General features: G+C 69.1%; 20 protein-coding genes and 1 pseudogene. 9 read left to right on the top strand and 12 right to left on the bottom strand.

Annotated features, from left to right (window positions below; genetic code table 11):
* Positions 1–72 precede the first annotated feature (72 nt).
* The 7 genes and pseudogenes from gyrA to dnaA all read right to left on the bottom strand — a co-directional run bounded on the left by gyrA (position 73) and on the right by dnaA (position 11,918).
* Positions 73–2,589 carry a DNA gyrase subunit A gene (gene gyrA / locus HTZ77_RS15450; RefSeq protein WP_175590227.1) on the bottom strand — a complete coding sequence of 839 codons (2,517 nt, stop codon included), beginning with the start codon at positions 2,587–2,589 and terminating at the stop codon, positions 73–75.
* 21 nt (positions 2,590–2,610) lie between these two features.
* The gene (gene gyrB / locus HTZ77_RS15445; protein WP_175590226.1) at positions 2,611–4,554 is read right to left on the bottom strand and encodes a DNA topoisomerase (ATP-hydrolyzing) subunit B; all 1,944 of its coding nucleotides are present in this window, start codon (positions 4,552–4,554) and stop codon (positions 2,611–2,613) included.
* A 1,016-nt stretch (positions 4,555–5,570) separates the two neighbouring features.
* A complete protein-coding gene (locus HTZ77_RS15440) occupies positions 5,571–6,356 on the bottom strand; it encodes a DUF721 domain-containing protein (RefSeq protein WP_328808603.1) in 786 nt (261 codons plus the stop codon).
* Positions 6,346–7,575, bottom strand: coding sequence for a DNA replication/repair protein RecF (gene recF / locus HTZ77_RS15435; RefSeq protein ID WP_175590225.1), 1,230 nt, complete (start codon positions 7,573–7,575; stop codon positions 6,346–6,348). The genes HTZ77_RS15440 and recF overlap by 11 nt, the downstream gene beginning before the upstream one ends.
* 111 nt (positions 7,576–7,686) lie before the next feature.
* Positions 7,687–8,631, bottom strand: a pseudogene (gene gnd / locus HTZ77_RS15430) (phosphogluconate dehydrogenase (NAD(+)-dependent, decarboxylating)); the annotation flags it as partial.
* Positions 8,632–8,673: 42 nt separating this feature from the next.
* Entirely contained in the window at positions 8,674–9,813 is a 1,140-nt protein-coding gene (gene dnaN / locus HTZ77_RS15425; RefSeq protein WP_175590223.1) for a DNA polymerase III subunit beta, read from the bottom strand.
* Positions 9,814–10,337: 524 nt separating this feature from the next.
* Positions 10,338–11,918 (bottom strand): chromosomal replication initiator protein DnaA, encoded by a 1,581-nt coding sequence (gene dnaA, locus HTZ77_RS15420; RefSeq protein ID WP_175590222.1) that lies wholly within the window; start codon positions 11,916–11,918, stop codon positions 10,338–10,340.
* A gap of 490 nt (positions 11,919–12,408) precedes the next feature.
* Between dnaA and rpmH the strand changes: the two genes are divergently transcribed.
* The 8 genes from rpmH to HTZ77_RS15380 all read left to right on the top strand — a co-directional run bounded on the left by rpmH (position 12,409) and on the right by HTZ77_RS15380 (position 18,622).
* Positions 12,409–12,546, top strand: coding sequence for a 50S ribosomal protein L34 (gene rpmH, locus HTZ77_RS15415; protein ID WP_043614899.1), 138 nt, complete (start codon positions 12,409–12,411; stop codon positions 12,544–12,546).
* A gap of 93 nt (positions 12,547–12,639) precedes the next feature.
* Positions 12,640–12,981, top strand: a complete 342-nt coding sequence (gene rnpA, locus HTZ77_RS15410) for a ribonuclease P protein component (protein WP_205302635.1) — start codon at positions 12,640–12,642, stop codon at positions 12,979–12,981.
* 17 nt (positions 12,982–12,998) lie between these two features.
* Positions 12,999–13,256: a membrane protein insertion efficiency factor YidD gene (gene yidD / locus HTZ77_RS15405; protein WP_175590302.1), complete on the top strand. Its 258-nt coding sequence runs from the start codon at positions 12,999–13,001 to the stop codon at positions 13,254–13,256.
* Positions 13,257–13,260: 4 nt separating this feature from the next.
* Positions 13,261–14,211: a membrane protein insertase YidC gene (gene yidC, locus HTZ77_RS15400; RefSeq protein ID WP_175590220.1), complete on the top strand. Its 951-nt coding sequence runs from the start codon at positions 13,261–13,263 to the stop codon at positions 14,209–14,211.
* A gap of 20 nt (positions 14,212–14,231) precedes the next feature.
* Complete coding sequence (locus HTZ77_RS15395; protein ID WP_175590301.1) at positions 14,232–14,720, top strand: Jag family protein; 489 nt, start codon at positions 14,232–14,234, stop codon at positions 14,718–14,720.
* Between the two features lie 413 nt (positions 14,721–15,133).
* Positions 15,134–15,775, top strand: a complete 642-nt coding sequence (gene rsmG, locus HTZ77_RS15390; RefSeq protein ID WP_175590300.1) for a 16S rRNA (guanine(527)-N(7))-methyltransferase RsmG — start codon at positions 15,134–15,136, stop codon at positions 15,773–15,775.
* Between the two features lie 137 nt (positions 15,776–15,912).
* Positions 15,913–16,845, top strand: coding sequence for a ParA family protein (locus tag HTZ77_RS15385; RefSeq protein WP_205302633.1), 933 nt, complete (start codon positions 15,913–15,915; stop codon positions 16,843–16,845).
* 805 nt (positions 16,846–17,650) lie between these two features.
* Complete coding sequence (locus tag HTZ77_RS15380) at positions 17,651–18,622, top strand: ParB/RepB/Spo0J family partition protein (RefSeq protein ID WP_175590218.1); 972 nt, start codon at positions 17,651–17,653, stop codon at positions 18,620–18,622.
* Between the two features lie 260 nt (positions 18,623–18,882).
* Here HTZ77_RS15380 and HTZ77_RS15375 read toward each other — a convergent pair whose 3' ends face one another.
* The 3 genes from HTZ77_RS15375 to HTZ77_RS15365 form a co-directional block, all read right to left on the bottom strand.
* A complete protein-coding gene (locus HTZ77_RS15375) occupies positions 18,883–19,929 on the bottom strand; it encodes a threonine aldolase family protein (protein ID WP_175590217.1) in 1,047 nt (348 codons plus the stop codon).
* Positions 19,930–20,717: 788 nt separating this feature from the next.
* The gene (locus HTZ77_RS15370) at positions 20,718–21,674 is read right to left on the bottom strand and encodes a D-alanine--D-alanine ligase family protein (protein ID WP_175590216.1); all 957 of its coding nucleotides are present in this window, start codon (positions 21,672–21,674) and stop codon (positions 20,718–20,720) included.
* A 387-nt stretch (positions 21,675–22,061) separates the two neighbouring features.
* Positions 22,062–23,294, bottom strand: coding sequence for an aminotransferase-like domain-containing protein (locus HTZ77_RS15365; RefSeq protein WP_205302715.1), 1,233 nt, complete (start codon positions 23,292–23,294; stop codon positions 22,062–22,064).
* A gap of 267 nt (positions 23,295–23,561) precedes the next feature.
* Here HTZ77_RS15365 and HTZ77_RS15360 point away from each other — a divergent pair, with 267 nt between their 5' ends.
* Positions 23,562–24,179: a GNAT family N-acetyltransferase gene (locus HTZ77_RS15360; RefSeq protein ID WP_175590214.1), complete on the top strand. Its 618-nt coding sequence runs from the start codon at positions 23,562–23,564 to the stop codon at positions 24,177–24,179.
* 216 nt (positions 24,180–24,395) lie between these two features.
* On the opposite strand, the gene trxA is transcribed toward HTZ77_RS15360, so the two are convergent.
* Together trxA and trxB are read right to left on the bottom strand one after the other, a co-directional pair.
* Complete coding sequence (gene trxA / locus HTZ77_RS15355) at positions 24,396–24,710, bottom strand: thioredoxin (protein ID WP_175590213.1); 315 nt, start codon at positions 24,708–24,710, stop codon at positions 24,396–24,398.
* 11 nt (positions 24,711–24,721) lie between these two features.
* Entirely contained in the window at positions 24,722–25,654 is a 933-nt protein-coding gene (gene trxB / locus HTZ77_RS15350) for a thioredoxin-disulfide reductase (protein ID WP_175590212.1), read from the bottom strand.
* Positions 25,655–25,713 lie beyond the last annotated feature (59 nt).

Below are 25,713 nucleotides of genomic sequence, written 5' to 3'. Positions count from 1 at the left end.
CTTAGGCTTCTGCCCGTTATCCCGAGCCGCCTTCGTCCTCGCGCTGGGGCTACCACCCTGGGCGCTCATGACTTACTCTCCTCCCCCGTCTTCCTCGTTGTCCACCACAGCATCCACGGAGGCGGCAGCCTCGATGGACTCGGCGTTGCGGGCGAGGGCCACCACACTGTCGCCTTCGGCGAGGTTCATCAAACGCACTCCCATGGTCTGGCGGCCGGACTGCTTGATCTCGCCGGCACTCGTCCGGATCACCCCACCGGCGGACGTGATCGCGAAGACCTCGTCCTCTGGGTTGACCATGACGGCTCCGACCAGCTTGCCACGGGAGCTCACGATTTTCGCAGTCAGCACACCCTTACCGCCACGACCTTGAACCGGATACTGCTCAACTGGCGTCCGCTTGGCGTACCCAGCCTTGGTGGCGATAAGCACGTGCTGTCCGTCGGCGATGCGATTCATGGCGAGAAGCTCGTCGCCTTCGAGGAAACGCATGCCGATGACGCCGCTGGTCGCGCGGCCCATCGGGCGCAGCGCCTCGTCCGAGGCGGTGAACCGAACCGACTGCGCGCCCTTGGACACGAGCAGCAGGTCGTCCTCCTCCGACACCAGGCGGGCGCCGATGACCTCGTCGTCGTCGCGCAGGTTGATCGCGATGAGACCGCCGGTCCTGGGCGAGTCGTACTCGGACAGGCGGGTCTTCTTGACCAGGCCGCTGCGGGTGGCCAGCACGAGGTACGGGGCGACCTCGTAGTCACGCAGGTCGAGGACCTCCATGACGGTCTCGTCGGGCTGCATGGCCAGCAGGTTGGCCAGGTGCATGCCCCGCGCGTCGCGCCCGGAGTCGGGCAGTTCGTACGCCTTGACCCGGTAGACGCGGCCCTTGTTGGTGAAGAACAGCAGCCAGTGGTGGGTCGTGGTGACGAAGAAGTGGTCGACGATGTCGTCCTGCCGCAGCTGCGCGCCGCGCACGCCCTTGCCGCCGCGCTTCTGGGCGCGGTAGAGGTCGGTGCGGGTGCGCTTGGTGTAGCCGCCGCGGGTGATGGTGACGACGATGTCCTCTTCGGCGATGAGGTCCTCGATCGACATGTCGCCGTCGTAGGCGGTGATCTCGGTCTTCCGGTCGTCGCCGTAGCGGCCGACGATCTCGGCGAGCTCGTCGTTGATGATCTCCCGCTGGCGGGCCTCGCTGGCCAGGATCGCGTTGTACTCGGCGATCTGCGTCATCAGGGCGTCGTACTCGTCCTGGATGGCCTGCCGCTCCAGGGCGGCCAGCTTGCGCAGCTGCATGTCGAGGATGGCCTGGGCCTGCACCTCGTCGATCTCCAGCAGCCCCATGAGGCCCTGCTGGGCGTGCGAGGCGGACTCGGAGGCCCGGATGAGGGCGATGACCTCGTCGAGCCGCTCGAGGGCCTTGAGCAGGCCGCGCAGGATGTGGGCGCGCTCCTCGGCCTTGCGCAGGAGGTAGCGCGTCCGGCGGACGATGACCTCGATCTGGTGCGTGACGTAGTGCCGGATGAACTGGTCGAGCCGCAGGGTGCGCGGCACCCCGTCGACCAGGGCCAGCATGTTGGCGCCGAAGGTGTCCTGGAGCTGGGTGTGCTTGTACAGGTTGTTGAGCACGACCTTGGCGACCGCGTCGCGCTTGAGCACGATCACCAGGCGCTGCCCGACCCTCGAGGAGCTCTCGTCGCGCACGTCGGCGATGCCGGTCAGCTTGCCCTCGCGCACCAGCTCAGCGATCTTGAGTGCGAGGTTGTCGGGGTTGACCTGGTACGGCAGCTCCGTGACGACGAGCGCCTGCCGCCCCTTCTCCTCCTCGACCTCGACCACGGCCCGCATGGTGATCGAGCCGCGCCCGGTGCGGTAGGCGTCCTCGATGCCCCGCCGCCCGACGATCAGCGCCTTGGTGGGGAAGTCCGGTCCCTTGACCAGCCGCATCGCCGCTTCGAGCAGCTCCTCGTCGCCGGCCTCGGGATTCTCCAGGGCCCACTTGACCGCCGCGGCGACCTCGCGCAGGTTGTGCGGCGGGATGTTGGTGGCCATGCCGACCGCGATGCCGCCCGAGCCGTTGACCAGCAGTTGCGGGAAGCGCGCCGGCAGGACGTCGGGCTCCTGCGACTTGCCGTCGTAGTTGGGGCGGAAGTCGACGGTGTCCTTGTCGATGTCGCGCAGCATCTCCATGGCGATGGGCGCGAGCTTGCACTCGGTGTACCGCATCGCCGCCGCCGGGTCGTTGCCCGGCGAGCCGAAGTTGCCCTGCCCGTCGACCAGCGGATAGCGGAGCGACCACGGCTGCGCCAGTCGCACCAGCGCGTCGTAGATCGAGGTGTCGCCGTGCGGGTGGTAGGTGCCCATCACGTCACCGACGACGCGGGCGCACTTGAAGTAGCCGCGGTCGGGACGGTAGCCACCGTCGTACATCGCGTAGAGCACTCGCCGGTGCACCGGCTTGAGACCGTCGCGGACGTCCGGCAGCGCCCTGGACACGATGACCGACATCGCGTAGTCCATGTAGCTGCGCTGCATCTCGGACTGGATGTCCACAGGCTCGATGCGGTCAGCCGGGGGAGTGATGTTCACGTCCGTCACAGGTGATGATCCTTCTTCTGGCTAAACGTCGAGGAAACGGACGTCGCGCGCGTTGCGGATGATGAAGTCGCGCCGAGCTTCCACGTCCTCGCCCATGAGCACGCTGAACAGGTCGTCGGCCTGCGCCGCGTCATCGAGCGTGACCAGGCGGAGCAGCCGGGTCTCCGGGTTCATCGTGGTCTCCCAGAGCTGGCCCGCGTTCATCTCGCCGAGCCCCTTGAAGCGCTGGACGTTGTCCCGCGGCCGCGGGTCGGCCTTGCCGTTGGCGATCCCCTCGGCGATGACCGCGTCGCGCTCGCTGTCGGAGTACGCGTAGGAGGCGTCGTCGCCCTTGCGGTCCCACTTGATCTTGTAGAGCGGAGGGCACGACAGGTAGACGTGGCCGGCCTCGATCAGCGGCCTCATGAACCGGAACAGCAGCGTCAGCAGCAGCGTGTTGATGTGCTGGCCGTCGACGTCGGCGTCGGCCATGAGGATGACCTTGTGGTAGCGCAGCTTGGCGATGTCGAACTCGTCGTGCACACCGGTGCCCAGGGCGGTGATCAGCGCCTGGACCTCGTTGTTCTTCAGGACCTTGTCGATCCGCGCCTTCTCGACGTTGAGGATCTTGCCGCGGATGGGCAGGATCGCCTGGAAGCGCGAGTCACGGCCGCCCTTGGCCGAGCCGCCGGCCGAGTCGCCCTCGACGATGAACAGCTCGCACTTCTCGGGGTCGTTCCACTGGCAGTCGGCCAGCTTGCCCGGCAGGCCGCTGCCCGACTCGAGCAGCGACTTGCGCCTGGTCAGGTCGCGGGCCTGACGGGCGGCGATGCGGGCGCGCGAGGCCTGCAGCGACTTGTTGATGATGTCCTTGGCCTCGCCGGGGTTGCGCTCGAACCAGTCGCGCAGGTGGTCGTTGCACGCCTTCTGCACGAACGACTTGGCCTCGGTGTTGCCCAGCTTGGTCTTCGTCTGGCCCTCGAACTGCGGGTCGGACAGCTTGACCGAGATGATCGCGGTCAGGCCCTCACGGACGTCCTCACCGGAGAGGTTGTCGTCCTTGCCCTCCTTGAGGAACTTCTGCTCGCGCGCGTAGCGGTTGACGATCGTGGTCAGCGCCGCGCGGAAGCCCTCCTCGTGGGTGCCGCCCTCCGCCGTGTTGATCGTGTTGGCGAAGGTGTAGACCGACTCGGAGTAGGAGTTGTTCCACTGCATCGCGATCTCGACCGCGATGCCGTCGCCCTCCTCCTCGAAGGAGATGATCGACGCGTGCGCCGGCTCCTTCTTGGTGTTGAGGTGCTGGACGAAGTCGGCCAGGCCGCCCTCGTAGAAGTAGGTGACGGTGTGCGGCTCGCCGTTGACGTGGTCGGGGCGCTCGTCGGTGAGCGTGATCGTCAGGCCCTTGTTGAGGAAGGCCATCTCCTGGAAGCGGCGCGAGAGCGTCTCGTAGTTCCAGGTGGTGGTCTCGAAGACCTCAGGGTCCGGCCAGAAGGTGATCGTGGTGCCGCTCTCGGCGGTCTCCTCGCCCTTGGCCAGCGGCGCGACGGGCTTGGAGTGCTCGTAGCGCTGGCGCCAGTAGTGGCCGTTCTGCTTGACCTCGACGTCCATGGCTGTGGACAGCGCGTTGACGACGGCCGAGCCGACGCCGTGCAGACCGCCCGAGACCGCGTAGGACTGGCTGTCGAACTTGCCGCCCGCGTGCAGCGTGGTGAGCACGACCTCGACGGCGGAGCGCTTCTCCACCGGGTGGATGCCGGTGGGGATGCCACGACCGTTGTCGATCACGCGCACGCCGTTGTCGGCCAGCAGCGTGACGTCGATGCGGTCCGCGTGACCGGCCAGCGCCTCGTCCACCGCGTTGTCCACGATCTCGTAGACGAGGTGGTGCAGACCGCGCTCTCCGGTCGAACCGATATACATACCCGGGCGCTTGCGAACCGCCTCAAGCCCTTCGAGTACGGTGATTGAGCTAGCGTCGTAGGACAAGTGCCAAATCCTCCTGCCGCGGACACGCGGCAGGGAGGCGCTCTCTTGCCCAGCTGCCCCTGCCGTGCCCGTCACCGTCGTGAGTGCCCCGTTGCGCTGGTCACCCAGGGGAGTCGACGTCGCCGTCGCGCGCCGGGGGTGACACGCAAGCGGACGTGTCCGGAATCCGTATTCATTCTACCGGGTCCGAGCGCCCAAGGTGGCATTGAACGCCCCTGTAATGCTCTGTCGCTCGATGACCCCCCGGCCAAGCCTTCCCCCCCACGGGCGTGGGGTCATCGCGCCTGCGGGCTTCTGATCGGTTTTCGGCCGCTGTCGGGCTCTCCGTTCATGATCGCGTACGGCCCGCGACCCCCGCGGTGGCAGGGCCTCGGCCGCCCTGGGGCCCTGAGGGGTTCCGGGGCATGTGCAGCGCCTGGTCGTTGGGGTCGCCCGTCGACGTCCCGTCGTACGAAGACTCGTTGTGCGGGGATGCGGTGCGGGGATGCGGGGTGGCAACGCGATGTGGGGATGGGGTGTGAGGACGCGGTGTGAGGACGCGGTGTGAGGACGCGGTGTGGGAATGCGCCTTGCGAGACCGCCCCTGTGACTGTGACACCCGCACCCTGCGAGCGCCCGCGTCCCGGGGAGAACTCGCCCTGGCGACGGGGCCTGCGGCGCCTACGATGCGATGCCTGCTGAGACTCGGCCTGTGGACAGCGCTCTGCGGCTTGTGTGCTCTCGCTCTGTGAGGCGCCGCCTTGTGAGCCCTCTGTGGATGCGACTTGCGGAAACGCCCATCAACCTCGGCTTTGTCTGACCTCATCCTGTGGACGACGCCCTGCGGGACCGCGCTCCGCATGTCTCCGTTCGACGAGTCCCACCAGGTGGGCGAGGTCTGGGGGACCGTGCTTCTGGCGTCCCCCTCTTGTGAATCCCCGCCCTGTGGACGACGTCTGGGGGGCGCACTCCGCGTGTCGCGGTCCTGCGAGTCCCCACCCTGTGGAAACCCGTACGCCCCCGCCGGCCGCCCACGCTCAGCCGTACGTGTCGCCCGGTCCCCGGCTCCCCGTGACCCGCAGCCCCTTGGGACGCGGGCCGTGCTGCGGCCCCTTGACCTTGACCCGCGTCACCGTGCCTTCGCCCAGCTCCTCGTTGAGCCGGCGCACCAGCGTGCGCGCGAGCAGCCGCACCTGGGTCGCCCAGGCCGTGGAGTCGGCCGCGATCAGCACCTCGCCGTCCTCGAACCCCTCCGGCTTGGTGTGGGCCGCCAGCTCGGGACCCACGATGTCGGCCCAGCGGCCGAACACACCTCCGACGGCCGCCGGACGCTCCCAGCCCCGGTCGGACAGCAGGTCGCGGATGGCGCGGCCGAAGAGCTGGGGATCGCCGCCCTCACGGCGCGGACCGGCCGCCCGGCGGCGCGGCTCGCGGCGGGGGAGCTGGCCGCGCTTGGCGGCGTCGGCCTTGGCCTGGGCCAGCTTCTCCCGCGCCATGGCGGCGCCGCGCGCCGTGGGATTGTCGCCGCTCCCGGCCCCCGAGCCGGAGACCGGGCCGGAGACCGGGCCGGTCGTGGCGCCGCCGGTGACCGCGCGGCCCAAGCCGGACGTGACATCGCGAGCCGGCTTGCCGTCTGCGGGGACGCCGCGAACCGGCTTGCCGTCCGCGGGGACGCCACGCACCGGTTGGCCATCAGTGGGGACGCCGCGACCTGCCTTGCCGTCCGCGGGGACGCCACGAACCGGCTTGGCGTCCGCCGGGATGCCACGGGCTGCCTTGCCGTCCGCGGAGATGCCGCGGGCCGGCTTGCCGTCACCGGACACGGGTCACACTCCCCTCTACGACGTCGAAACGGGCGCCGGCCAGCTCGGACGGCACGTCGTCGGGCACGGCGGCGGTGATCAGAACCTGCTCGGCGGGCGCGACGATCTCGGCCAGGCGGCGCCGGCGCTGGCCGTCGAGCTCGGCGAACACGTCGTCGAGGATCAGCACCGGGTCACCGCCGTCGGCGCGCAGCAGATCGTACGCGGCCAGACGCAGTGCCAGCGCGAACGACCACGACTCACCATGGCTGGCGTAGCCGCGGGCGGGCAGGTCGCCGAGGCCCAGGACGAGGTCGTCGCGGTGGGGCCCGACGAGCGTCACGCCGCGTTCGAGCTCGGCCGCGCGCACCTCCAATAGCCGCTCGCGCATCCGCTCTTCAAGGGTTTTCCCCAAGTCTGTGGATAACGTCTGTGCATCGGAAGATCCCCGTTCACCGGCGACTTCGTCCTCCGCGTCGTCCCCACCTGTGGACAACGTGCTGCGGTAGGCGAGGGTCGCGGGGGCGCTCGTGGGGGCCAGCGCGGCGTAGGCGCCGGCGACCAGCGGGCGCAGCGCCTCCACCAGTTCGAGCCGGGCCCGGAGGAGCTCCGCCCCGTGCCGAGCGAGATGCGCGTCCCAGACCTCCAGAGTGGCCGTCACGTCGCCGGCGCCCGCCGCCGCGAACCCGGAGTCGCTCTCGGCCCTGCGGGGGCTCCTGGAGCCTCTACGGGCCTGCGCGGCCGTGCGCAGCAGCGCGCCCCGCTGCTTCAGCACCCGCTCGTAGTCGGCGCGCACTCCTGCGAACCGGGGGGCCCGCGCCACCAGCAGGTCGTCGAGGAAGCGGCGGCGCTCCGAGGGGTCGCCCTTGGCCAGCGAGAGGTCCTCGGGGGCGAACAGCACGGTGCGCAGCAGCCCGATGACGTCGCGCGGGCGGACGGGCGAGCGGTTGAGCCGGGCGCGGTTGGCCTTGCCCGGGTTGATCTCCAGCTCGATCAACGCCCGCCGGTCGTCCCTGTGGACGGCGCAGCGCACGATCGCCCGGCTCGCCCCCTGCCGCACGAGGGGCGCGTCGGTGGCCACCCGGTGGCTGGAGTGCGTCGCGACGTAGCCGAGGGCCTCGACCAGGTTGGTCTTGCCCTGGCCGTTGGGCCCCACGAACGCCGTGACGCCCGGCTCCAGGCCGAGCTCCACGGACGCGTAGGACCGGAAGTCGGTCAGCGACAGGTGGGCGACATGCACCCCACGAAGGGTAGTGGGCCACGCCGGTCACTGGGGCAACCGGCTTGCCCACCTGTGGAAAACTCCGCGGGGCGCGCCGCAAGCCTCGACGCGCCGCGAAGCCTCAGGACGTCACTGGGCCTCGCGCGGCGGGGTGACGTCCGCACCCGGCGCGTCGGCGCCCATGCCCGTGGAGCCCTCGGACGAGGTGACCGCGTGGCCGCCGAACTGGTTGCGCAGCGCCGCGACGACCTTCATCGCGGGGGAGTCGTCCTGCCGCGAGGCGAACCGCGCGAACAGCGCCGCGGTGATCACCGGCAGCGGCACGGCGTGGTCCACGGCCGCCTGGACGGTCCACCGGCCCTCGCCGGAGTCCTGGGCGTAGCCGCGCAGGTTCGCCAGGTTCTCGTCGTCGTCCAGGGCGCGGACGAGCAGGTCGAGCAGCCACGAGCGGATGACCGTGCCGTCGCGCCAGCTCGCGAACGAGCCGCGCACGTCCTTGACGACGTCGGACGCCTCCAGCAGCTCCCAGCCCTCGGCGAAGGCCTGCATCATGCCGTACTCGATGCCGTTGTGGACCATCTTCGCGAAGTGGCCCGCGCCGACGTCGCCCGCGTGGACGAAGCCGTTCTCGCCCTCCGGCTTCAGCGTCTCGAAGATGGGCATCAGGTGCTCGACGGTGGCCTTGTCGCCGCCGCACATGAGCGCGTAGCCGTTCTGCAGGCCCCAGACGCCGCCGCTGACGCCGCAGTCGACGAACGAGATGCCCTTCTCGGCCAGCTCCGCCGCATGCTTCTGGTCGTCGACGTAGTGGGAGTTGCCGCCGTCGACGACGATGTCGCCCTCGCTGAGCAGGCGTCCGAGCTCGTCGATGGTCTGCTGGGTGGGTTTGCCCGCCGGGACCATCACCCAGACGGCGCGCGGCGCCTCCAGGCGTTCGACCAGCTCCTTCAAGCTGCCCACGTCGCTGACCTCGCGGTGATGGTCGTAACCGACCACGTCATGGCCGCCGCGCCGGAGGCGCTCGGCCATGTTGCCGCCCATCTTGCCGAGCCCGATCATGCCGATCTGCATCTTCTCTACCCCCTTGTCAGGCTTCCATCATCCCTGATGTCAGCTTCAGCCTGACAGGCGGATCGGCATGATCAGGTAACGGTAGTCGGGGGCGCCGTCGCCGTCCACAGGCTTGCCCCCGGTCAGGATGGCGGGCTTGGTGGACGTGGTCATCTGCAGCCGGGCCACGTCGGAGTCGATCGCGCCCAGCCCTTCCAGCAGGAACTGGTGGTTGAAGGCGATGTTCATCTCCTCGCCCTCGTAGTCCACGGGCAGGACCTCGACGGCCTGCGCCTCGTCGCCGCTGCCCGCCTCCAGCACGACCTCGCCGCTCCGGAACGCGAGGCGCACGGGGGTGTTGCGCTCGGCGACCAGGGCCACGCGCTTGACCGCCTCGACGAACGGGCCTGTGGACAGGTCGGCGCGCGCGGAGAACTCGGTGGGCAGCAGCGAGCGGTACTTGGGGAACTCCGGGTCGAGCAGGCGCGTGGTGGTGCGCCGGCCGCCGCTGGAGAAGCCGATCATGCCCTCGCCGGTGCCGCCGGCGGAGCTGAGCGCGATCTCGACCTCGGCGCCGGACGAGCCGAGCGCCTTGGCCGTGTCGGCGAGCGTCTTGCCGGGGATCATCGCGACGGCCGAGAAGTCGGGCTGGCCGGGCTGCCACTTGAGCTCACGCACGGCGAGGCGGTAGCGGTCGGTCGCGGCGAGGGTGACCATGTCGCCCTCGATCTCCATGCGGACGCCGGTGAGCATGGGCAGCGTGTCGTCGCGACCGGCGGCGACGGCGACCTGCGCGACGGCGGAGGCGAACACGTCGCTGCCGGCCCGGCCGGCGGCCGGCGGCATGGCCGGGAGCGACGGGTAGTCCTCCACAGGCATGGTGAGGAGTGTGAATCGCGCGCTGCCGCACGTGACGACCGCCTTGGCCCCGTCCACGACGAAGTCCACAGGCTGTGCGGGAAGCGCGCGGGTGATCTCGGCCAGCAGCTTGCCGGAGACGAGGACGACGCCCGGCTCACCGGTCTGGAGCTCGAGGGTCACCTGGGCGGACACCTCGTAGTCGAAGCCGGAGAGTTTGAGGCGCTGCTCCTCGGTCACCTCCATGCGCATGCCGGCGAGCACGGGCACCGACGGGCGGGCGGGGAGGCTGCGCGCCGTCCACGCCACCGCCTCAGCGAGAACGTCTCGCTCGATTCGGAACATCACCGTGATCAGCCTCCTGGGTCCGTCGTTGATTTCAAGTGTCCCGCCTCCCGCACCTCCGGTCCGGGAGAACCCTTCTATGGGTCTTGAGTTCTTTGTAGGAGAGATAAGTGGTCATCACACTAGGGGGTGTGGATACTGTGGACAACTGGCGTTTCCGCTGCTCAGCCCGGCTGTTTTCATCCACTGCCCATGTGGGTGACGCCTGGGGGTAACTTCGCCGCCTGGGGATGACGGATCGTTGCCCACACGCTGTCCCCAGATCATGGGGTCTTCATCCACCGGTCATCCACAAGGTTTCCACCGGTTATCCACGGGGTAAGCGACCTGTTTTGGGGACCCCAGATCGACTGTGCACAGGGCGTCCACAAGTCATCCCCAGCTTGTCCCCAGGTTATCCGCAGGATGTCCCCACCTTTATCCCCAGCCCTTGTGGGCGAAATTTCCGGGCATTGTGGGGCGGCTGACGGCCGTCCGCGCGTGTTTTCCCTGGTCCACAGTGTTATCCACAGGGTGTGCATAACTGCTCAGGACCCGCTGGTGGTCTGTTTGATGCGCATTGTCAGCTCATTGACCTGGTTGTACATCGACCTGCGCTCCGCGATGAGCGAGCGGATCTTGCGCTCCGCGTGCATCACGGTCGTGTGGTCGCGGCCGCCGAACTGCTGGCCGATCTTCGGCAGCGACAGCTCCGTCAGCTCGCGGGCGAGGTACATCGCGATCTGCCGGGCGTTCACCAGAGCCCGGCTGCGCGAGCTGCCGCACAGGTCGTCGATGCTGATGCCGAAGTACTCCGCGGTCTTGGCCATGATCGTCGCGATCGTGATCTCCGGCCCGGACTCGGAGGTGATGAGGTCCTTCAGGACCACCTCGGCGAGCTGCAGGTCGACGCCCTGCCGGTTGAGGCTGGCGAACGCGGTCACCCGGATGAGGGCGCCCTCCAGCTCGCGGATGTTGGTGGAGATGCGGCTCGCGATGTACTCCAGCACCTCGGGCGGCGCGGCCAGGCCCTCCTGGATCGCCTTCTTGCGCAGGATCGCGATGCGCGTCTCCAGCTCGGGCGGCTGGACGTCGGTGATCAGACCCCACTCGAACCGGTTGCGCAGCCGGTCCTCCAGCGTGATGAGCTGCTTGGGCGCCCGGTCGCTGGAGATGACGATCTGCTTGTTGGCGTTGTGGAGGGTGTTGAAGGTGTGGAAGAACTCCTCCTGCGTCTGCTCCTTGCCCTCCAGGAACTGGATGTCGTCCACGAGCAGGATGTCGATCGCCCGGTAGCGGCCGCGGAAGCCGTCGGCCTTGTGGTCGCGGATGCTGTTGATGAAGTCGTTGGTGAACTCTTCCGAGCTCACGTACCTCACCCGCGCGCCGTCGTACAGGCTCTGCGCGTAATGGCCGATCGCGTGCAGGAGATGCGTCTTGCCGAGGCCGGAGTCGCCGTAAATGAAGAGGGGGTTGTACGCCTTCGCGGGGGATTCGGCCACGGCCACGGCCGCGGCGTGCGCGAACCGGTTGCTGGCGCCGATGACGAATGTCTCGAATGTGTACTTTTGGTTGAGTCGAGCAGGTTCGCTGGGCTTCGTGCTCTTTGCTTCCCACCGGTTCGGCGCCGGCTCCGGCGCCTTTTCCACAGGGGATGTGTACGGCTGGGCCTGTTCAAAAGTGAAGCCCTGCTGTGGATATTCGGTGGACGACTGGGCCGGCTCGGCCTGTGGAGAATAGAACTGCGGAGGCTCGGAAACCGGGTAGAGCTGCGAAGACGCGGGTTGTGCAAAACGTAGCTGGGGATCCACACCCTGGGGATAACCGCCGCCCACAGGCTGTTGATGAGACTCCGCCGCGGGCGGTTCCGGGGCCGTCGTGTCGATCATCACGGCCAGCCGCATGGCCTTGCCCAGCTCCTGCGACAGTGCCGTCGTCACCGGCTGGCGCAGCTTGCCCTCGATGAGGTCCTTGAGGAAGTCGTTGGGGACGCCGAGCACGATCGTGTCGCCGGCCAGGGCGATCGGACGGACCATGGACAGCCACGTGCGCTGCTGGATGGGGACGTTCTCGTTGAGGAAGTTGCCCAGAGCCCTGGACCAGACTGCGGCGAGCTCGGCAGCGTTCATGGCGCGGCTCCCCTCCTTCCTTCCCGCGGCCCCCCGCGATTGTTTTCCACACCTGGGTACCGTCTGTGCGACGATCGACCCCGTCCGTCCACAGCCCTTGATCCGGGCGCCGTACCCAGGATCTCCACAGGTGATCCACAGGCTGTCCACAGCCTCACAGGGCCTCGGAGTGGCCGACAGTATCTTTGTGCACAGCCGTGTTCAAGACGTTGTCCACAGCCTAGTGGCACCTGGGTGCACAAACTGTGGACGCGGCCGGGGCGGTGGAAAACCCGCATGTGGATACGTGGATAACCTCGCGGCGACGCCGCGAGAGGCGCGGGCGCCGGTCGTCCGGGCGCCTGTCAGTTTGACCTCAGGCGCACTTGGCCCGTAACGTACGACGGTCGGCTTGCCACGCGACGGCTATTTCGCGTGCCCTCGCTTCCTCGGCAGGCCATCCATGTGTGTAAAGCGCCCCTGGGCGCACCATCAAGCCTGGAGCCCACCCGTGAGCAAGCGTACTTTCCAGCCGAACAACCGTCGTCGCGCGAAGACCCACGGCTTCCGGCTGCGGATGCGCACCCGGGCCGGTCGCGCCATCCTCGCCGCTCGCCGCCGCAAGGGCCGCGAGAAGCTGTCGGCCTGATCGCCCCGCGCCCGATAGTCCGCCCGCCGGTGAACCTCGCCGGCGGGCGATAGGCGTATACGGTCCTTTCACGTGCTGTCCCGAGAATCCCGCATGCGGCGCGGGGAGGAATTTCAGGCGGCGATCAAGCGCGGCAAACGCGCCGGTCGCCCCACGCTGGTGGTGCATCTCGTCATTTCGGGGGATGAGACACCGCGGGTGGGTTTCGTGGTGAGCAAGGCGGTCGGTGGCGCCGTCATCCGCAACAAGGTCAAGCGTCGGCTTCGACACCTGATGCGGGAACGTCTCGAACGGCTGCCGAGAGGTAGCCTGCTTGTGGTACGCGCCAATCCACCGGCCGCGTCAGCGCGATCCGAGCAGCTAGCCGCCGAGCTCGACCTCGCGTTGGATCGAATCCTGAGGCGGCGCGAGTCCTCGATGGATGGACAGAGATGACGGAGCAGCCGCAGGGGATGCCGAGCCTCGCCGCTCGGGCACTGATCCTCCCCATTCGGTTCTATCGGGCGTTCATCGGCCCGATGCTCGGTCCGCATTGCCGGTTCCACCCGTCGTGCAGCGCCTACGGACTTGAGGCGATCACCGTACACGGAGCATTGCGGGGTACATGGCTGACCGTCCGGCGCATCGGACGGTGCCACCCGTTTCACCCCGGAGGTATAGACCCGGTGCCCCCACGCCCGGTCCGGTCCCACGAATTGCAAGGGAGATAGCTCGGTGGAGCTGTCCTGGCTGAGCTGGCTCTATGAAGCCGTAGCCCACGTCATCACCTGGATCCATACGGGATACAGCACGTTCCTCAACCCGGACGGGGGGCTGACGTGGGCGTTGACCATCATCACGCTCACCGTGTGCATGAGGATCCTGATCTTCCCGCTGTTCCTCAAGCAGATGCGCTCGTCGCGGAAGATGCAGGAACTGGCCCCCAAGGTCGCGGACATCCGTAAGCGCTACAAGAACGACAAGCAGCGCATGAACCAGGAGGTCATGGCGCTGTACCAGGGTGCGGGCGCCAACCCCCTCGGTGGCTGCCTCCCCGTCGTCGCGCAGTTCCCGATCTTCATCTCCATGTTCACGGTGCTGCGGGCGATGGCCGACGGCCGCCCGGTCTACGGCATGACGCAGGAGCTCGTCAACAGCGCCCGGTCCGCGCACATCTTCGGCGCGCCGCTGCCGGCCAGCTTCTTCATGTCCGAGGCGCAGATCCACAGCTTCGACGCGACGGTCATCCAGACCAAGATCGTCCTGGGCGTCTTCGTGGCGATCAGCTCGCTGACCACGTTCCTCACCGTCCGGCAGAGCGTCGGCCGCTCCATGGCCCAGATGCCGGACAACCCCATGGCGCAGCAGCAGAAGATCCTGATGTACATCTCGCCGCTGTTCGCCTTCTTCAGCCTGAACTTCCCGCTCGGCCTGATCCTCTACTGGGTCACCACCAACCTGTGGACGCTCGGCCAGCAGCACTGGTTCTACAGCCGGCACCCCATGCCGCAGTACGACGCCAAGGGCAACGTCATCCCCGTCGAGCCCAAGCAGGGGCTGATCTCGAAGATCCGTGGCACCACTCCCGAGGAGCAGGCGCCCCCCGCCCCGCCCGAGCCTAAGATCGTCAGGCAGCAGCCCACCCGCCAGCCCCGCAGCAAGCGCACGGGCAGCAAGAAGTCGTGAACATGAAGGAAGGGGCGGCCATGACCGAGGCCGAGCAGGAGAAGGCTCCTGACGTCAGCGCGCTCGAGCAGGAGGGCGAGATCGCGGCCGACTACGTCGAGGGCCTTCTCGACATCGCCGACATCGACGGCGACATCGACATGGACGTCGAGGGCGACCGCGCCCTCGTGTCCGTCGTCGGGGTCAAGGGCAACGAGCTCGTCGGGCCCGAGGGCGAGGTGCTGGAGGCGCTCCAGGAGCTCACCCGCCTGGCCGTCCACCGGCAGACGGGGGAGCGGTCGCGGCTCATGCTGGACATCGCCGGCTACCGCGAGCGCCGCCGCGCCGAGCTGACCAAGCTGGGCAACGAGGTCGCCAACCAGGTCAAGGAGAAGGGCGAGCCCAAGTCGCTGCGCGCCATGACCCCGTTCGAGCGCAAGATCGTCCACGACGCTGTGGCCGCCGCGGGGCTCCGCAGCGAGTCCGAGGGCGAGGAGCCTCAGCGGTACGTGGTGGTCTTCCCCGCCTGACGCGGCCCGCGTGCACCTGTCCGGCCGCCAGCCCCGACACGCGCGGGCTGGCGGCCGTTCGCATGTCCGCCCCTGTCACGGTGCTCGGCCGTTCGCATGTCCGCCCCCGTCACGGTGCTCGGCCGTTCACCTGTCCCCCTCGCAGCGGTCCCGGCTGTTCGGATGTCTGCCCTTGCAACGCCCCGGCTGTTCGGTTGTCCGCCGTCGCACCCGTCCCGCCTGTTCGGTCGTCCGCACCTTGGTGCGGCCCTCGGCTGTTCAGTTGTCCGCCCTTGTCGCGGTCCGCGCCCGTGAAGGTGGCTAGCCTTGACTCGACACGGATCGCGACGCATGTGGCGCCGCCCTCCAGTCGGTCACCCATCCCGAGAAAGGTCCACCCACCAGTGAGCGATGAGCTGCCCGCTCCGCCCGGCATGGCACGGGACGTCTTCACCGGCGAGGCATGGGATCGGGCGAACACGTTCGCCGAGCTCCTGGCCGGGCCGGGGGTCGTGCGCGGCCTGCTCGGGCCGCGCGAGGTGTCGCGCATCTGGGACCGCCACCTGCTCAACTGCGCCGTCGTGGCCGAGGCCGTGCCCGAGGACGTCAGCCTGGTGGACATCGGCTCCGGCGCCGGACTGCCCGGCATGGTGCTCGCGATCGTCCGCCAGGACATCCAGGTCACGCTGCTGGAGCCGTTGCTGCGTCGCACGGTCTTCCTGGAGGAGTGCGTCGAGGCGCTGAAGCTGCGCAACGTCGAGGTCCTGCGCGGCAGGGCCGAGGAGCTGGCGGGCAAGCGGGTGTTCGACGTGGCCAGCGCCCGCGCCGTCGCGCCGCTGGAGCGGTTGCTCAAGTGGGCCATGCCGCTCCTGCGCGAAGGTGGCGAGCTCATCGCCATGAAGGGGGAGCGCGCCGCCGAGGAACTCGCCGAGGCCGAGCCGCAACTCCGAGCCGTCGGAGCGAGGACGGCTGAGCTTGTCACGGTCGGGCGCGGTAAGGTCGAGCCGCCTGCGACACTGGTCCGGGTGGTAGCGGGTCGCGCGCCGGAAAGTGCCAGGCGGCGACGGAGGAGGTGACGGTGGTGCCAGTCGCGCCAAGCGGTCTTGGCTGGCCCGACGGTCCTCTGGCCGAAAGTCCCACAGGGGTGGGATGGCCCGAATTGGGCGTGTCGCCGCAGCGAATTCCCGACACCGGCCTACCACGGGTTGAAAGGATGGCCAACGTGACCCAGACCCCACTGAACCCCGGCGATTCCCCATTGGTACGAGAGGCGCTCAGCTCTGTGGTTTCACGTGAAACATCTGCGACCCAGGCGGTCACCCAGGCCGGTGACGCTCCCGGCGGCGCTGAGAGCACCTGGCCCCGGCCGCCCAAGTGCAGAGTGATCGCGGTTGCCAACCAGAAGGGCGGCGTGGGCAAGACGACCACGTCCGTCAACATCGCGGCGGCGCTCTCCATGAACGGCCAGCGCGTCCTGGTCGTTGACCTTGACCCTCAGGGCAACGCCTCCACGGCGCTGGCCACCGAGCATCGCGGCGACGTCCCCGACGTCTATCAGGTGCTGGTGGACGACCTGCCGATGGCCGACATCGTGAAGCAGGTGCCCGACATGCCGGGCCTCTACTGCGCGCCCGCCACCATCGACCTGGCCGGCGCGGAGATCGAGCTGGTCTCGCTGGTGGCCCGTGAGGCACGGCTGCGCCGCGCGCTCACGGCGTACGAGGCGGAGCTGGACTACATCATCATCGACTGCCCGCCGTCGCTCGGCCTGCTCACGGTCAACGCCCTGGTGGCGGCGGAGGAGGTCATGATCCCCATTCAGTGCGAGTACTACGCCCTGGAAGGGCTCGGCCAGCTCCTGCGCAACGTCGACCTGATCAAGGCACACCTCAACCCCACGCTGCGGTTGTCCACGATCGTCCTCACCATGTACGACGGGCGTACGCGGCTGGCGTCGCAGGTGGCGGAGGAAGTCCGGGCGCACTTCGGCGACACGGTGCTCAACACCGTGATCCCGCGCAGCGTTCGTCTCTCCGAGGCGCCGAGCTACGGTCAGTCGGTCATGACGTACGACCCGGGGTCGAGTGGCGCGATGGCGTACATGGACGCCGCCAGGGAGATCGCCCACCGCGCCGCCACCGTGTAGCTGTTGCCACCGTGTAGCTGGTCGCCGAACTGCGCCTCGCAGGCGACCAGGGCGTCCGGCCGCCGCACGACGCTGTGGCCGCACTCGAAGCTTGCCCGCCTCCGGGCTGAGGCCAGGGCGCGCTGTTGCTCGCTTTGGCGCGCCGGGTGACCAGGCCCTTGCCGGCGGCCGACGGCTCCAGCCAGCAGCCGGCCTCGGCGGAACCGTGCTCTGCCGCTTTCGTGCTGTCGCACGCTCTCGCGTTGTGGCTTCCTCGCGGGCTCGGGCTTGCTTCAGCGCTGCGGCTGAGGCTTCGCTCCACTGTGGCCGCGGATCGGGGTGGGTCGCTCTGGAGTGAGCGTCTCAGGTGGGTCGCTCCGGAGTGAGCGTCTCGGGAGAGCGCGCGTGTTGCGGCCTCGTGGTGACGTGTGCCTGCCCGAAACGTACGCCGTGCTCGAGATCGCGCCGGCTTGAGATCGCGCGTGCCTGGGAGGTCTCGCGCTTGGGAGGCGCCACGCCCGAGATCCGTCATGCCCGAGACTTCCCGTCTTCGACGGCGAGGGTCATCCCAAACCGCGGCTTTCCCAAACGGCAGCCACCTCAGGTCTGAGTCGTCCCAACTCGGGCCATCCCCGACCGCGACCAACCAGAGCGCGACCATCCAAGCGGTGACCCTCCGGGCCGTCATCTCAGGGGGCGGCGTGCCCTGAGCGGGGCTGGCGGGTGTAAATCAGGCGCAACGGCGTGTGGCGAGGACACACCGGGTCGCGTCGGCACCGGTAACCTCTCCTGGAGTGACCGGATTCGGCCGGGTGGAGGAGACGCAGTGAGTCAGCAGCGGCGGGGATTGGGCAAGGGGCTCGGGGCGCTCATCCCGACCGGTCCCATCGTTGACGGCACGGGGACGGCGCCGGCCCCCGCCAACGGTGCGCCCCCCGAGAGCGGCCCTCTGCCGATCGCGGGGGCGTACTTCAAGGAGATCCCCCTTGAGGCCATCGTGCCGAACCCGCGTCAGCCGCGTGACGTCTTCGACGAGGAGCGACTGGACGAGCTGGCGGCCTCCATCAAAGAGGTGGGCCTGCTCCAGCCGATCGTCGTCCGCTCCGTCGGTGGGGGCCAGTACGAGCTGATCATGGGGGAGCGGCGCTGGCGCGCCAGCAAGCTCGTCGGGCTGGACCCGGTGCCGGCGATCGTGCGCAACACCCAGGACGACGAACTCCTCCGTGACGCCCTCATCGAGAACCTCCAGCGCGAGCAGCTCAACCCCCTCGAAGAGGCGGCCGCCTACCGCCAGCTCCTGGACGACTTCCAGGCCACCCACGAACAGATCGCCCAGAAGGTCGGCCGCTCCCGCTCTCACATCACCAACACCCTGCGTCTGCTCAACCTCCCGCCGGAGGTGCAGCTCCGGGTGGCGGCGGGCACGGTGAGCGCCGGACACGCGAAGGCCCTGCTGAGCCTCGAAAACGCGGAGGAGCAGGTCCGGCTGGCCGACCGGATCGTGGCCGAGCTGCTGTCGGTACGGGCGGTCGAGGAGATCGTGGCGTTCGGCGGCGCCACGGCGGCCCCCGCCGCCAAGACGACCCGCGAGCGCCGTCCCGTCAACCGGCCCACCGCCCCCGGCCTCACCCACCTCGCCGACCGCCTCTCCGACCACTTCGAGACGAAGGTGAAGGTGGACCTCGGACGGCGCAAGGGGCGGATCGTGGTGGAGTTCGCGACGATCGACGATCTGGAGCGCATCATCGGCACGATGGCTCCGGAGGCGGCCCGAGCCATGCGGGAAGCCGGATCCTGACCCGTGTTCCACGTGGAACACGGCGCGCTGTCGCGCTTGATGTTCCACGTGGAACCAAGGCGTGGCAGCCGTGTTCCACGTGAAACATAAGCGTCGCCAGCCGATGGGCCCCCTCCGTGGCAGCAGTCGCCTCGCCTCGCGCCCTGTGTTCCACGTGAAACCAAGGCGATAGCGGCAGTCATGTTTCACGTGGAACAGAGTCGCCTCCACGGGACGGCGACGCGTGCGGTCGATGTTTCACGTGGAACGCTGAACCGCCCTCAGGCGCCGACCGCCTTGCGGATGTCGTCCAGGAAATCGTCCACCTGCTCCGGTGTGGTGTCGAAGGCGGTCATCCAGCGGACCACGCCGGCATCCTCGTCCCAGTAGTGGAAGAGGTAGCGGCTGTGCAACGCGGCGGTCGCGTTCTTCGGCAGCGCGACGAAGGCGGCGTTCCCCTGAGCCGGATAGGCCAGCGACACCCCGGGGAGCCCTTCAAGGCCGGCGACGAGGCGGGCGGTCATCGCGTTCGCGTGGGCGGCGTTGCGCCGCCACAGCTCGCCCGTCAGGAGCGCTGAGAGCTGCGCCGAGACGAACCGCATCTTGGAGGCGAGCTGGAGCGACTGCTGGCGCAGGAACGGCACGGCGTGCGCGAGGGACGGATCCAGGACGACCACCGCCTCGGCCGCCAGCGCGCCGTTCTTGGTGCCGCCGAAACTGAACACGTCCACACCGACGTCCGTCGTGAGCGTGCGGAGGTCGCAGTCCAGGTACGCCGCGGCGTTCGCCAGGCGGGCGCCGTCCAGGTGCAGACGCATCCCCGAGTCGTGCGCGGCCTGAGCGAGGGCGGCCAGTTCGTCGGGGGAGTAGCACGTGCCGAGTTCGGTCACCTGGGACACGGAGACGACGCGGGGCTGCGGCTCGTAGGTGGCTCCCAGCGCGCCGAGGCGACTCGTGATGTGGTGCGGACGCAGCTTGCCGTCCTCCGTGGGAACGGTGATGAGCTTGACGCCGAGGAGCCGTTCGGAAGCGCCTGTCTCGTGGGTGGCGATGTGCGCGCTCTCCGGGCAGATGACCGCGTCGTACCGGCCCAGCATGAGCGACAACCCGACGATGTTGGCGCCGGTGCCGTTCAGCACGGCGAAGCCCTCGGCCTCGGCGCCGAACGTCTCCTTGATCTGACGCTCGAAACCGGCGGTCCACTGGTCGCCGCCGTACGCGGGGGCGTCGCCGTGGTTGGCGGCCGTCATGGCGTCGAGGACGTCCGGGTGCACGCCCGCGTGGTTGTCGCTGGCGAAGCTCTTGGGATAGATGGAATCGATCAGCACACGACCCAGGCTACTGACGCGGGCAGAGCGCCCCCGCTTGCCGGGGAGCGAAGCCCGTCACGACGTTCACGACTTTCGCGGCGTCGCCGTCGCGCCGCGGCCGCCATTGCCTGCCGCTGGCGCCGCCGACCGACAGGGATCCGTGGGGCGTCATGCTGGGGAGAGCGAGGAGGCTGTCTGCGGGGGAGTTGGCGAGGACGCGTCCTACGACAGCGTGCCAAGGATGCCACGGCGCGGCTTCAGGGGGGACGACGCCAAGGGCGCGCCCCAGAGTGCGGCCGGGGGATCGCGTCAAGGCCGGGGTCGGTATCAAGGGGGTGGTGTCGAGGCGTGATTCCAGGGAGGTATGCCAAGGCGATGGGGCGGCCCGAAAGCGTGGCCAGTGCCCCGCAGGATCGGCGGCCGGCCCGAAGTCTTGGAGCGAGGCACCGCCGAGCGCGGCCGCGCAGCCGTGGCCGCGCGGGTCTGAGCGACCGCGCCGATGCAGGGGTTCTGAAGCGTGACTTGGAGGCCCCGCGCCGATACCCGGGTCCTGATGCGTGACTTGGGGCCCGCGCCGATGCAGGGGTTCTGAAGCGTGACTTGGAGGCCCCGCGCCGATACCCGGGTCCTGATGCGTGACTTGGGGCCCGCGCCGATGCAGGGGTCCTGATGCGTGACTTGGAGGCCCCGTGCCGATACCTGATGCGTGACTTGGGGGACCGGCGCCTATGCCGGGGTTCCTGAAGCGTGACTTGAGTGGCGGGCGCCGATGCCGGAGCGCCGGAGCGTGAGCCCGCCGGGACGGGTCAGCTCCGGGCGCGCGAAGCCGCCTGGGTGAGGAGGATGCGGCAGAGGTCGCCCAGATCCTGGCCCGCCGCCTCGGCCGCCATCGGCAGCAGGCTCGTCTCCGTCATGCCGGGCGCGACGTTGACCTCCAGGAAGTACGGCTGTCCCGAGGCGTCCACGATGAGGTCCGTACGGGAGACGTCGCGCAGCCCGAGGGCGGTGTGGGCGGTCACGGCGGTCTCGGCGCACGCCGCGGCGATCTCCGGTGCGAGCCGGGCCGGGGCGAAGAACTCGGTGTGCCCGGCCGTGTATCGGGCGGCGTAGTCGTAGACTCCCTCGTCCGGGACGATCTCGACCGGCGGCAGCGCCACCGGACCGTGCCCGAGGTCGACGACCGAGACCGCCACCTCCACTCCCTCCACGTACCGCTCGATCAGCGCCGTGTCGCCGTACGCGAAGCAGCCCACCATCGCGGCGGGCAGTTCCTCGGCGGTGCGCACGATCGACGCGCCGAGAGCCGAGCCGCCCTGCGCCGGCTTGACGAACAGCGGCAGGCCGAGCCGCTCCACGATGCGTCCGAGCACGACCGTGGCGCCCAGGTCGTGGAACGTCTCCTTCGGCAGCGTGACGGACTGCGGCGTGTGCAGCCCGACCGACCGGACGACCGCCTTGGCGGTGGGCTTGTCGAAGGCCACCCGGCAGGCGTCGGGGTCGGCGCCGACGTACGGCACGCCGAGCAGTTCCAGCACCGAGCGGATCGCGCCGTCCTCGCCGGCACCACCGTGCAGGGTGACGAAGACGGCGTCCGGCGGGTCGGCGAGGATGGACGGCACGAGCGACGCGTCGGTGTCGCGGGTCTCCACGTCGATACCGGCCGCGCGCAGCACCTCGCTCACGCGGCGGCCCGAGCGCAGGGACACCTCACGCTCGTACGAGAGGCCCCCGGCCAGCACGAGCACGTGGCCCAGATCGCTCATCACATCTCCTCCGCTGACGGCACGCTGTCCCACCGTACCGGCGCTCGACGTCCCTGGTGTACGGCGGGCACCGGGCGAGCTTTTGGTGTCGGGAGCGTCCTTCGTCCTGTCGCCGGGTGGACGTCCGGTGTGGGGGCTCATCGGTGGTGAGGAGACCGGCATTCCGGGGCTGAACGCCGGTGACCGCGTGGGTGTGAAGATGGCGCCTGGGGTGGGGTGGTCATCGGCTCACCTGTCCGTGCGCGAGAAGAGCGGGTGCTGGAGCGCCGTCAGCACACGTACCCGTACGTGACACGCACACGGCCGGCAGCCGTCACAAGACAGGTACGGCCGGCGTCCACAGCCAGAGAACGCCGGCCGTACGAGTCGCGAAGGAGCGCGAGAACCTCAGGCCAGGTCAGGCCCGGGCGTGTCGACGCCCGCGTGGCCGCGCGTCGAGCCCGTGCCGAACGTGTCGCGCAGCTGGATCTCCTGCTCGATCACCCCGGCCAGCCGGCGCACACCCTCCCGGATGCGGTCGGGCTCCGGGTAGCAGTACGACAGCCGCATGTTGCGCGCGCCGCTCCCGTCCGTGAAGAACCCGGTGCCGGGCACGAACGCCACCCGTTCCGCCACCGCGCGCGGCAGGATCGCCTTGGAGTCGAGGCCCTCGGGCAGCGACGCCCACACGAAGAAGCCGCCGGCGGGCCGGGTCCAGGTGACCTCCGGCGGCATGAGGGCCTCCAGCGCGTCGAGCAGTGCGTCGCGGCGCTCGCGGTAGAGCTCACGGAACGACTTGATCTGCTCGTGCCACGGCTGCGTGGCGAGGTACTGGCCGACGGCGAGCTGGGTGAACGACGAGTGCGACAGCACGGCCGACTCCATGGCCAGGACGAGCTTGTCGCGGATCGCGTGCGGCGCGAGCGCCCAGCCCACGCGGAACCCGGGGGCGAGCGTCTTGGAGAACGACCCGAGATAGACCACCCCGTCGGGGTTGTCCGCGCGCAGGGCCCGCATCGGCTCGCCGTCGAAGCCGAGCAGTCCGTACGGGTTGTCCTCGACGATGAGCACGCCGGCCCGCTGGCAGATGTCGAGCACCTGCTGGCGACGCGCCACGTTGAGCGTGACGCCGCCGGGGTTGTGGAACGTCGGGATCGTGTAGAGGAACTTGATCGGCGCCCCGGCGGTCTCCAGGGCGTAGATGGTCTGCGCCAGCGACTCGGGCACAATGCCCTGGTCGTCCATGGCGATGTGCACGACCTTGGCCTCGTACGCGGCGAACGTGCCCAGGGCGCCCACGTAGGACGGGCCCTCGGCGAGCACCACGTCGCCCGGGTCGATGAAGATGCGGGTGATCAGGTCGAGCGCCTGCTGCGACCCCACGGTGACGACGACGTCGTCCGCCCCGGCGTTGATCCCCTCCAGCCGCATGACCTCGCAGATCTGCTCGCGCAGGTGCGGGTCGCCCTGGCCGGAGCCGTACTGCAGGGCCACCGGGCCACGCCTGGTGACCAGGTCGGAGACGAGCTCGCCGACCATGTCGAGGGGAAGAGCCGTGACGTACGGCATGCCGCCGGCGAGCGAGACCACCTCGGGTCTCGACGCGACGGCGAAAAGAGCTCGGATCTCGGAGGCGACCATCCCGGTAGCTCGCGCGGCGTACCGATCGACGTAGGCGTCGATGCGCGATCCATGGATCGCGGGTGTCTGACCGTGATTGAGCTCTTCTGTCACGGTCCACCTCCTCGGTGTCAGATAGACCTGGAACAACAGGTTACGCCAACCGGGCATGTCACCCGTGACTGGCCTCCACGCCGTGGTACCCGCCGACGGCGTCCCACTGGGCTACGATGCCAGCTGGGGACGCGGTTTTCGCGGGCTTTTCCGGGTCAACGATTGGGGCCGTAGTTGTCGCGCCGGCTGGTCAATATCACCCTGGACAATCTGGACGATCTGCCGCGCCGTTGCAGGCGGTGCGTCTTCTGGGAGCTGGACCCCCTCAGCGGAGAGCGCGCGGTCGACTCGGGTGATCCGGGGCTGGAGAAGGAAGCGTGGATCTCCGCCACCCTGCTCGAATGGGGCAGTTGCGGAAAGATCGTCTATGTCGACGGGGTGCCCGCCGGATTCGTCCTGTACAGCCCGCCGCTCTACACCCCGCGCTCCGTGGCGTTCCCGACCTCACCGGTCAGTGCCGACGCGGTGCTGCTCATGACGGCGCACATCATCCCCGAGTTCTCGGGCGGCGGCCTGGGGCGGATGCTCATCCAGGGCATGGCGAAGGATCTCACCCGGCGGGGCGTCAAGGCCATCGAGGCGTTCGGCGACCTGAAGTGGGAGGAACCGAGCTGCGTGGTGCCGGCCGACTACCTGCTTTCGGTGGGGTTCAAGACGGTACGTCCGCATCTGCGGTTTCCGCGGCTGCGGCTGGAACTCAAGACGGCCGTGTCGTGGCGCGAGGACGTCGAGGTGGCCCTCGAACGCCTCCTGGGCTCCATGAGTCCGGAACGAGCCCTGCGCCCCGTCTGAGCCCCTTCTGGCCCCGTCTGAGCTCGTCTGAGCCCATCTGGACCTTCCCGGTCCCGCCGCGTCCTCGTATCCGGCCGTACGGTGCCCGAGAAGCGGTCCCCGGGAAGCGGTGCCCGGGAACGGGCCCGCATCGCCCCACGAACGCGGCCCCTGTGAAACGACGAAAGGCCCCCGCGCGCTGCGGAGGGCCTTTCGCGTGACTACCCGCGACGGGGCTCAGATGATGCCGTCGAGCTCCCGCAGCAGCATCGCCTTCGGCTTGGCGCCGATGATCTGCTTGACCACCTCGCCGCCTTTGAAGACGTTCATGGTCGGGATCTGCAGCACGCCGTACTCACGCGGCACGTTGGGGTTCTCGTCGATGTTGAGCTTGACGATCTCCAGCTTGTCGCCGTGCTCCTTGGCGATCTCCTCAAGGATGGGCGCGACCTGACGGCACGGGCCGCACCACTCGGCCCAGAAGTCGACCAGAACGGGCTTGTCGCTCTTGAGGACCTCGGCCGCGAACGTGGCGTCGGTTACTGCCTTCACGATGGCGCTCCTTAACTCTCGTGTGCGGCCAGCCAGCGCTCGGAGTCGAGAGACGCCGAGCAGCCGGTGCCGGCCGCGGTGATGGCCTGACGGTAGGTGTGGTCGACGACGTCACCGGCGGCGAACACGCCGTCGATGTTCGTCGCGGTGCTGGGGGAGGCGACCTTGACGTAGCCCTCGTCGTCGAGGTCGATCTGGCCCTTGACCAGCTCGGTGCGCGGGTCGTGGCCGATCGCGAGGAACAGCGCGTCGGTCGCGAGCTCGCACTCCTCGCCGGTCTTGACGTTGCGCAGCTTCACGGCCTCGACCCGGGACTCGCCGAGGACGTCGACGACCTCGCTGTCCCAGACGAAGCGGATCTTGTCGTTGGCGAACGCCCGCTCCTGCATGATCTTGCTGGCGCGGAGCTGGTCGCGGCGGTGGACGACCGTGACCATGCGGCCGAACCGGGTCAGGAACGTGGCCTCCTCCATCGCGGTGTCACCACCGCCGACGACCACGATGTCCTTGTTGCGGAAGAAGAAGCCGTCACAGGTGGCGCACCAGGAGACGCCGCGGCCGGACAGCCGCTTCTCGCTCTCCAGGCCCAGCTCGCGGTAGCCCGAGCCCATCGCCAGGATGACCGACTTCGCGTAGTAGGTGTCGGTGTAGGTCTTGACCACCTTGGGGTTGGCTTCCAGGTCGACCTCGACCACGTCGTCGGCCACCAGCTCGGCGCCGAACCGCTCGGCCTGCTTGCGCAGGTTGTCCATCAGGTCGGGGCCCATGATGCCGTCGGGGAACCCCGGGAAGTTCTCCACGTCGGTGGTGTTCATCAAGGCGCCGCCGGCGGTGACGGAGCCCTCGAAGACCAGCGGCTTGAGCTCGGCGCGCGCGGAGTAGACGGCCGCGGTGTAGCCAGCGGGCCCGGACCCGATGATGATCACGTTACGAACGTCGCTCAACGCTCCCACGCCTTCCTCGTCTGTTTTTGCCAGTGGCGTCAACAGATCCTAGGCCGCGG

It is taken from the genome of Nonomuraea montanisoli (assembly GCF_013363975.1).
GTDB lineage: Bacteria > Actinomycetota > Actinomycetes > Streptosporangiales > Streptosporangiaceae > Nonomuraea > Nonomuraea montanisoli.
Note: the sequence above shows the minus strand (reverse complement) of the source record. Positions and strands in the feature narration are given on the sequence as shown.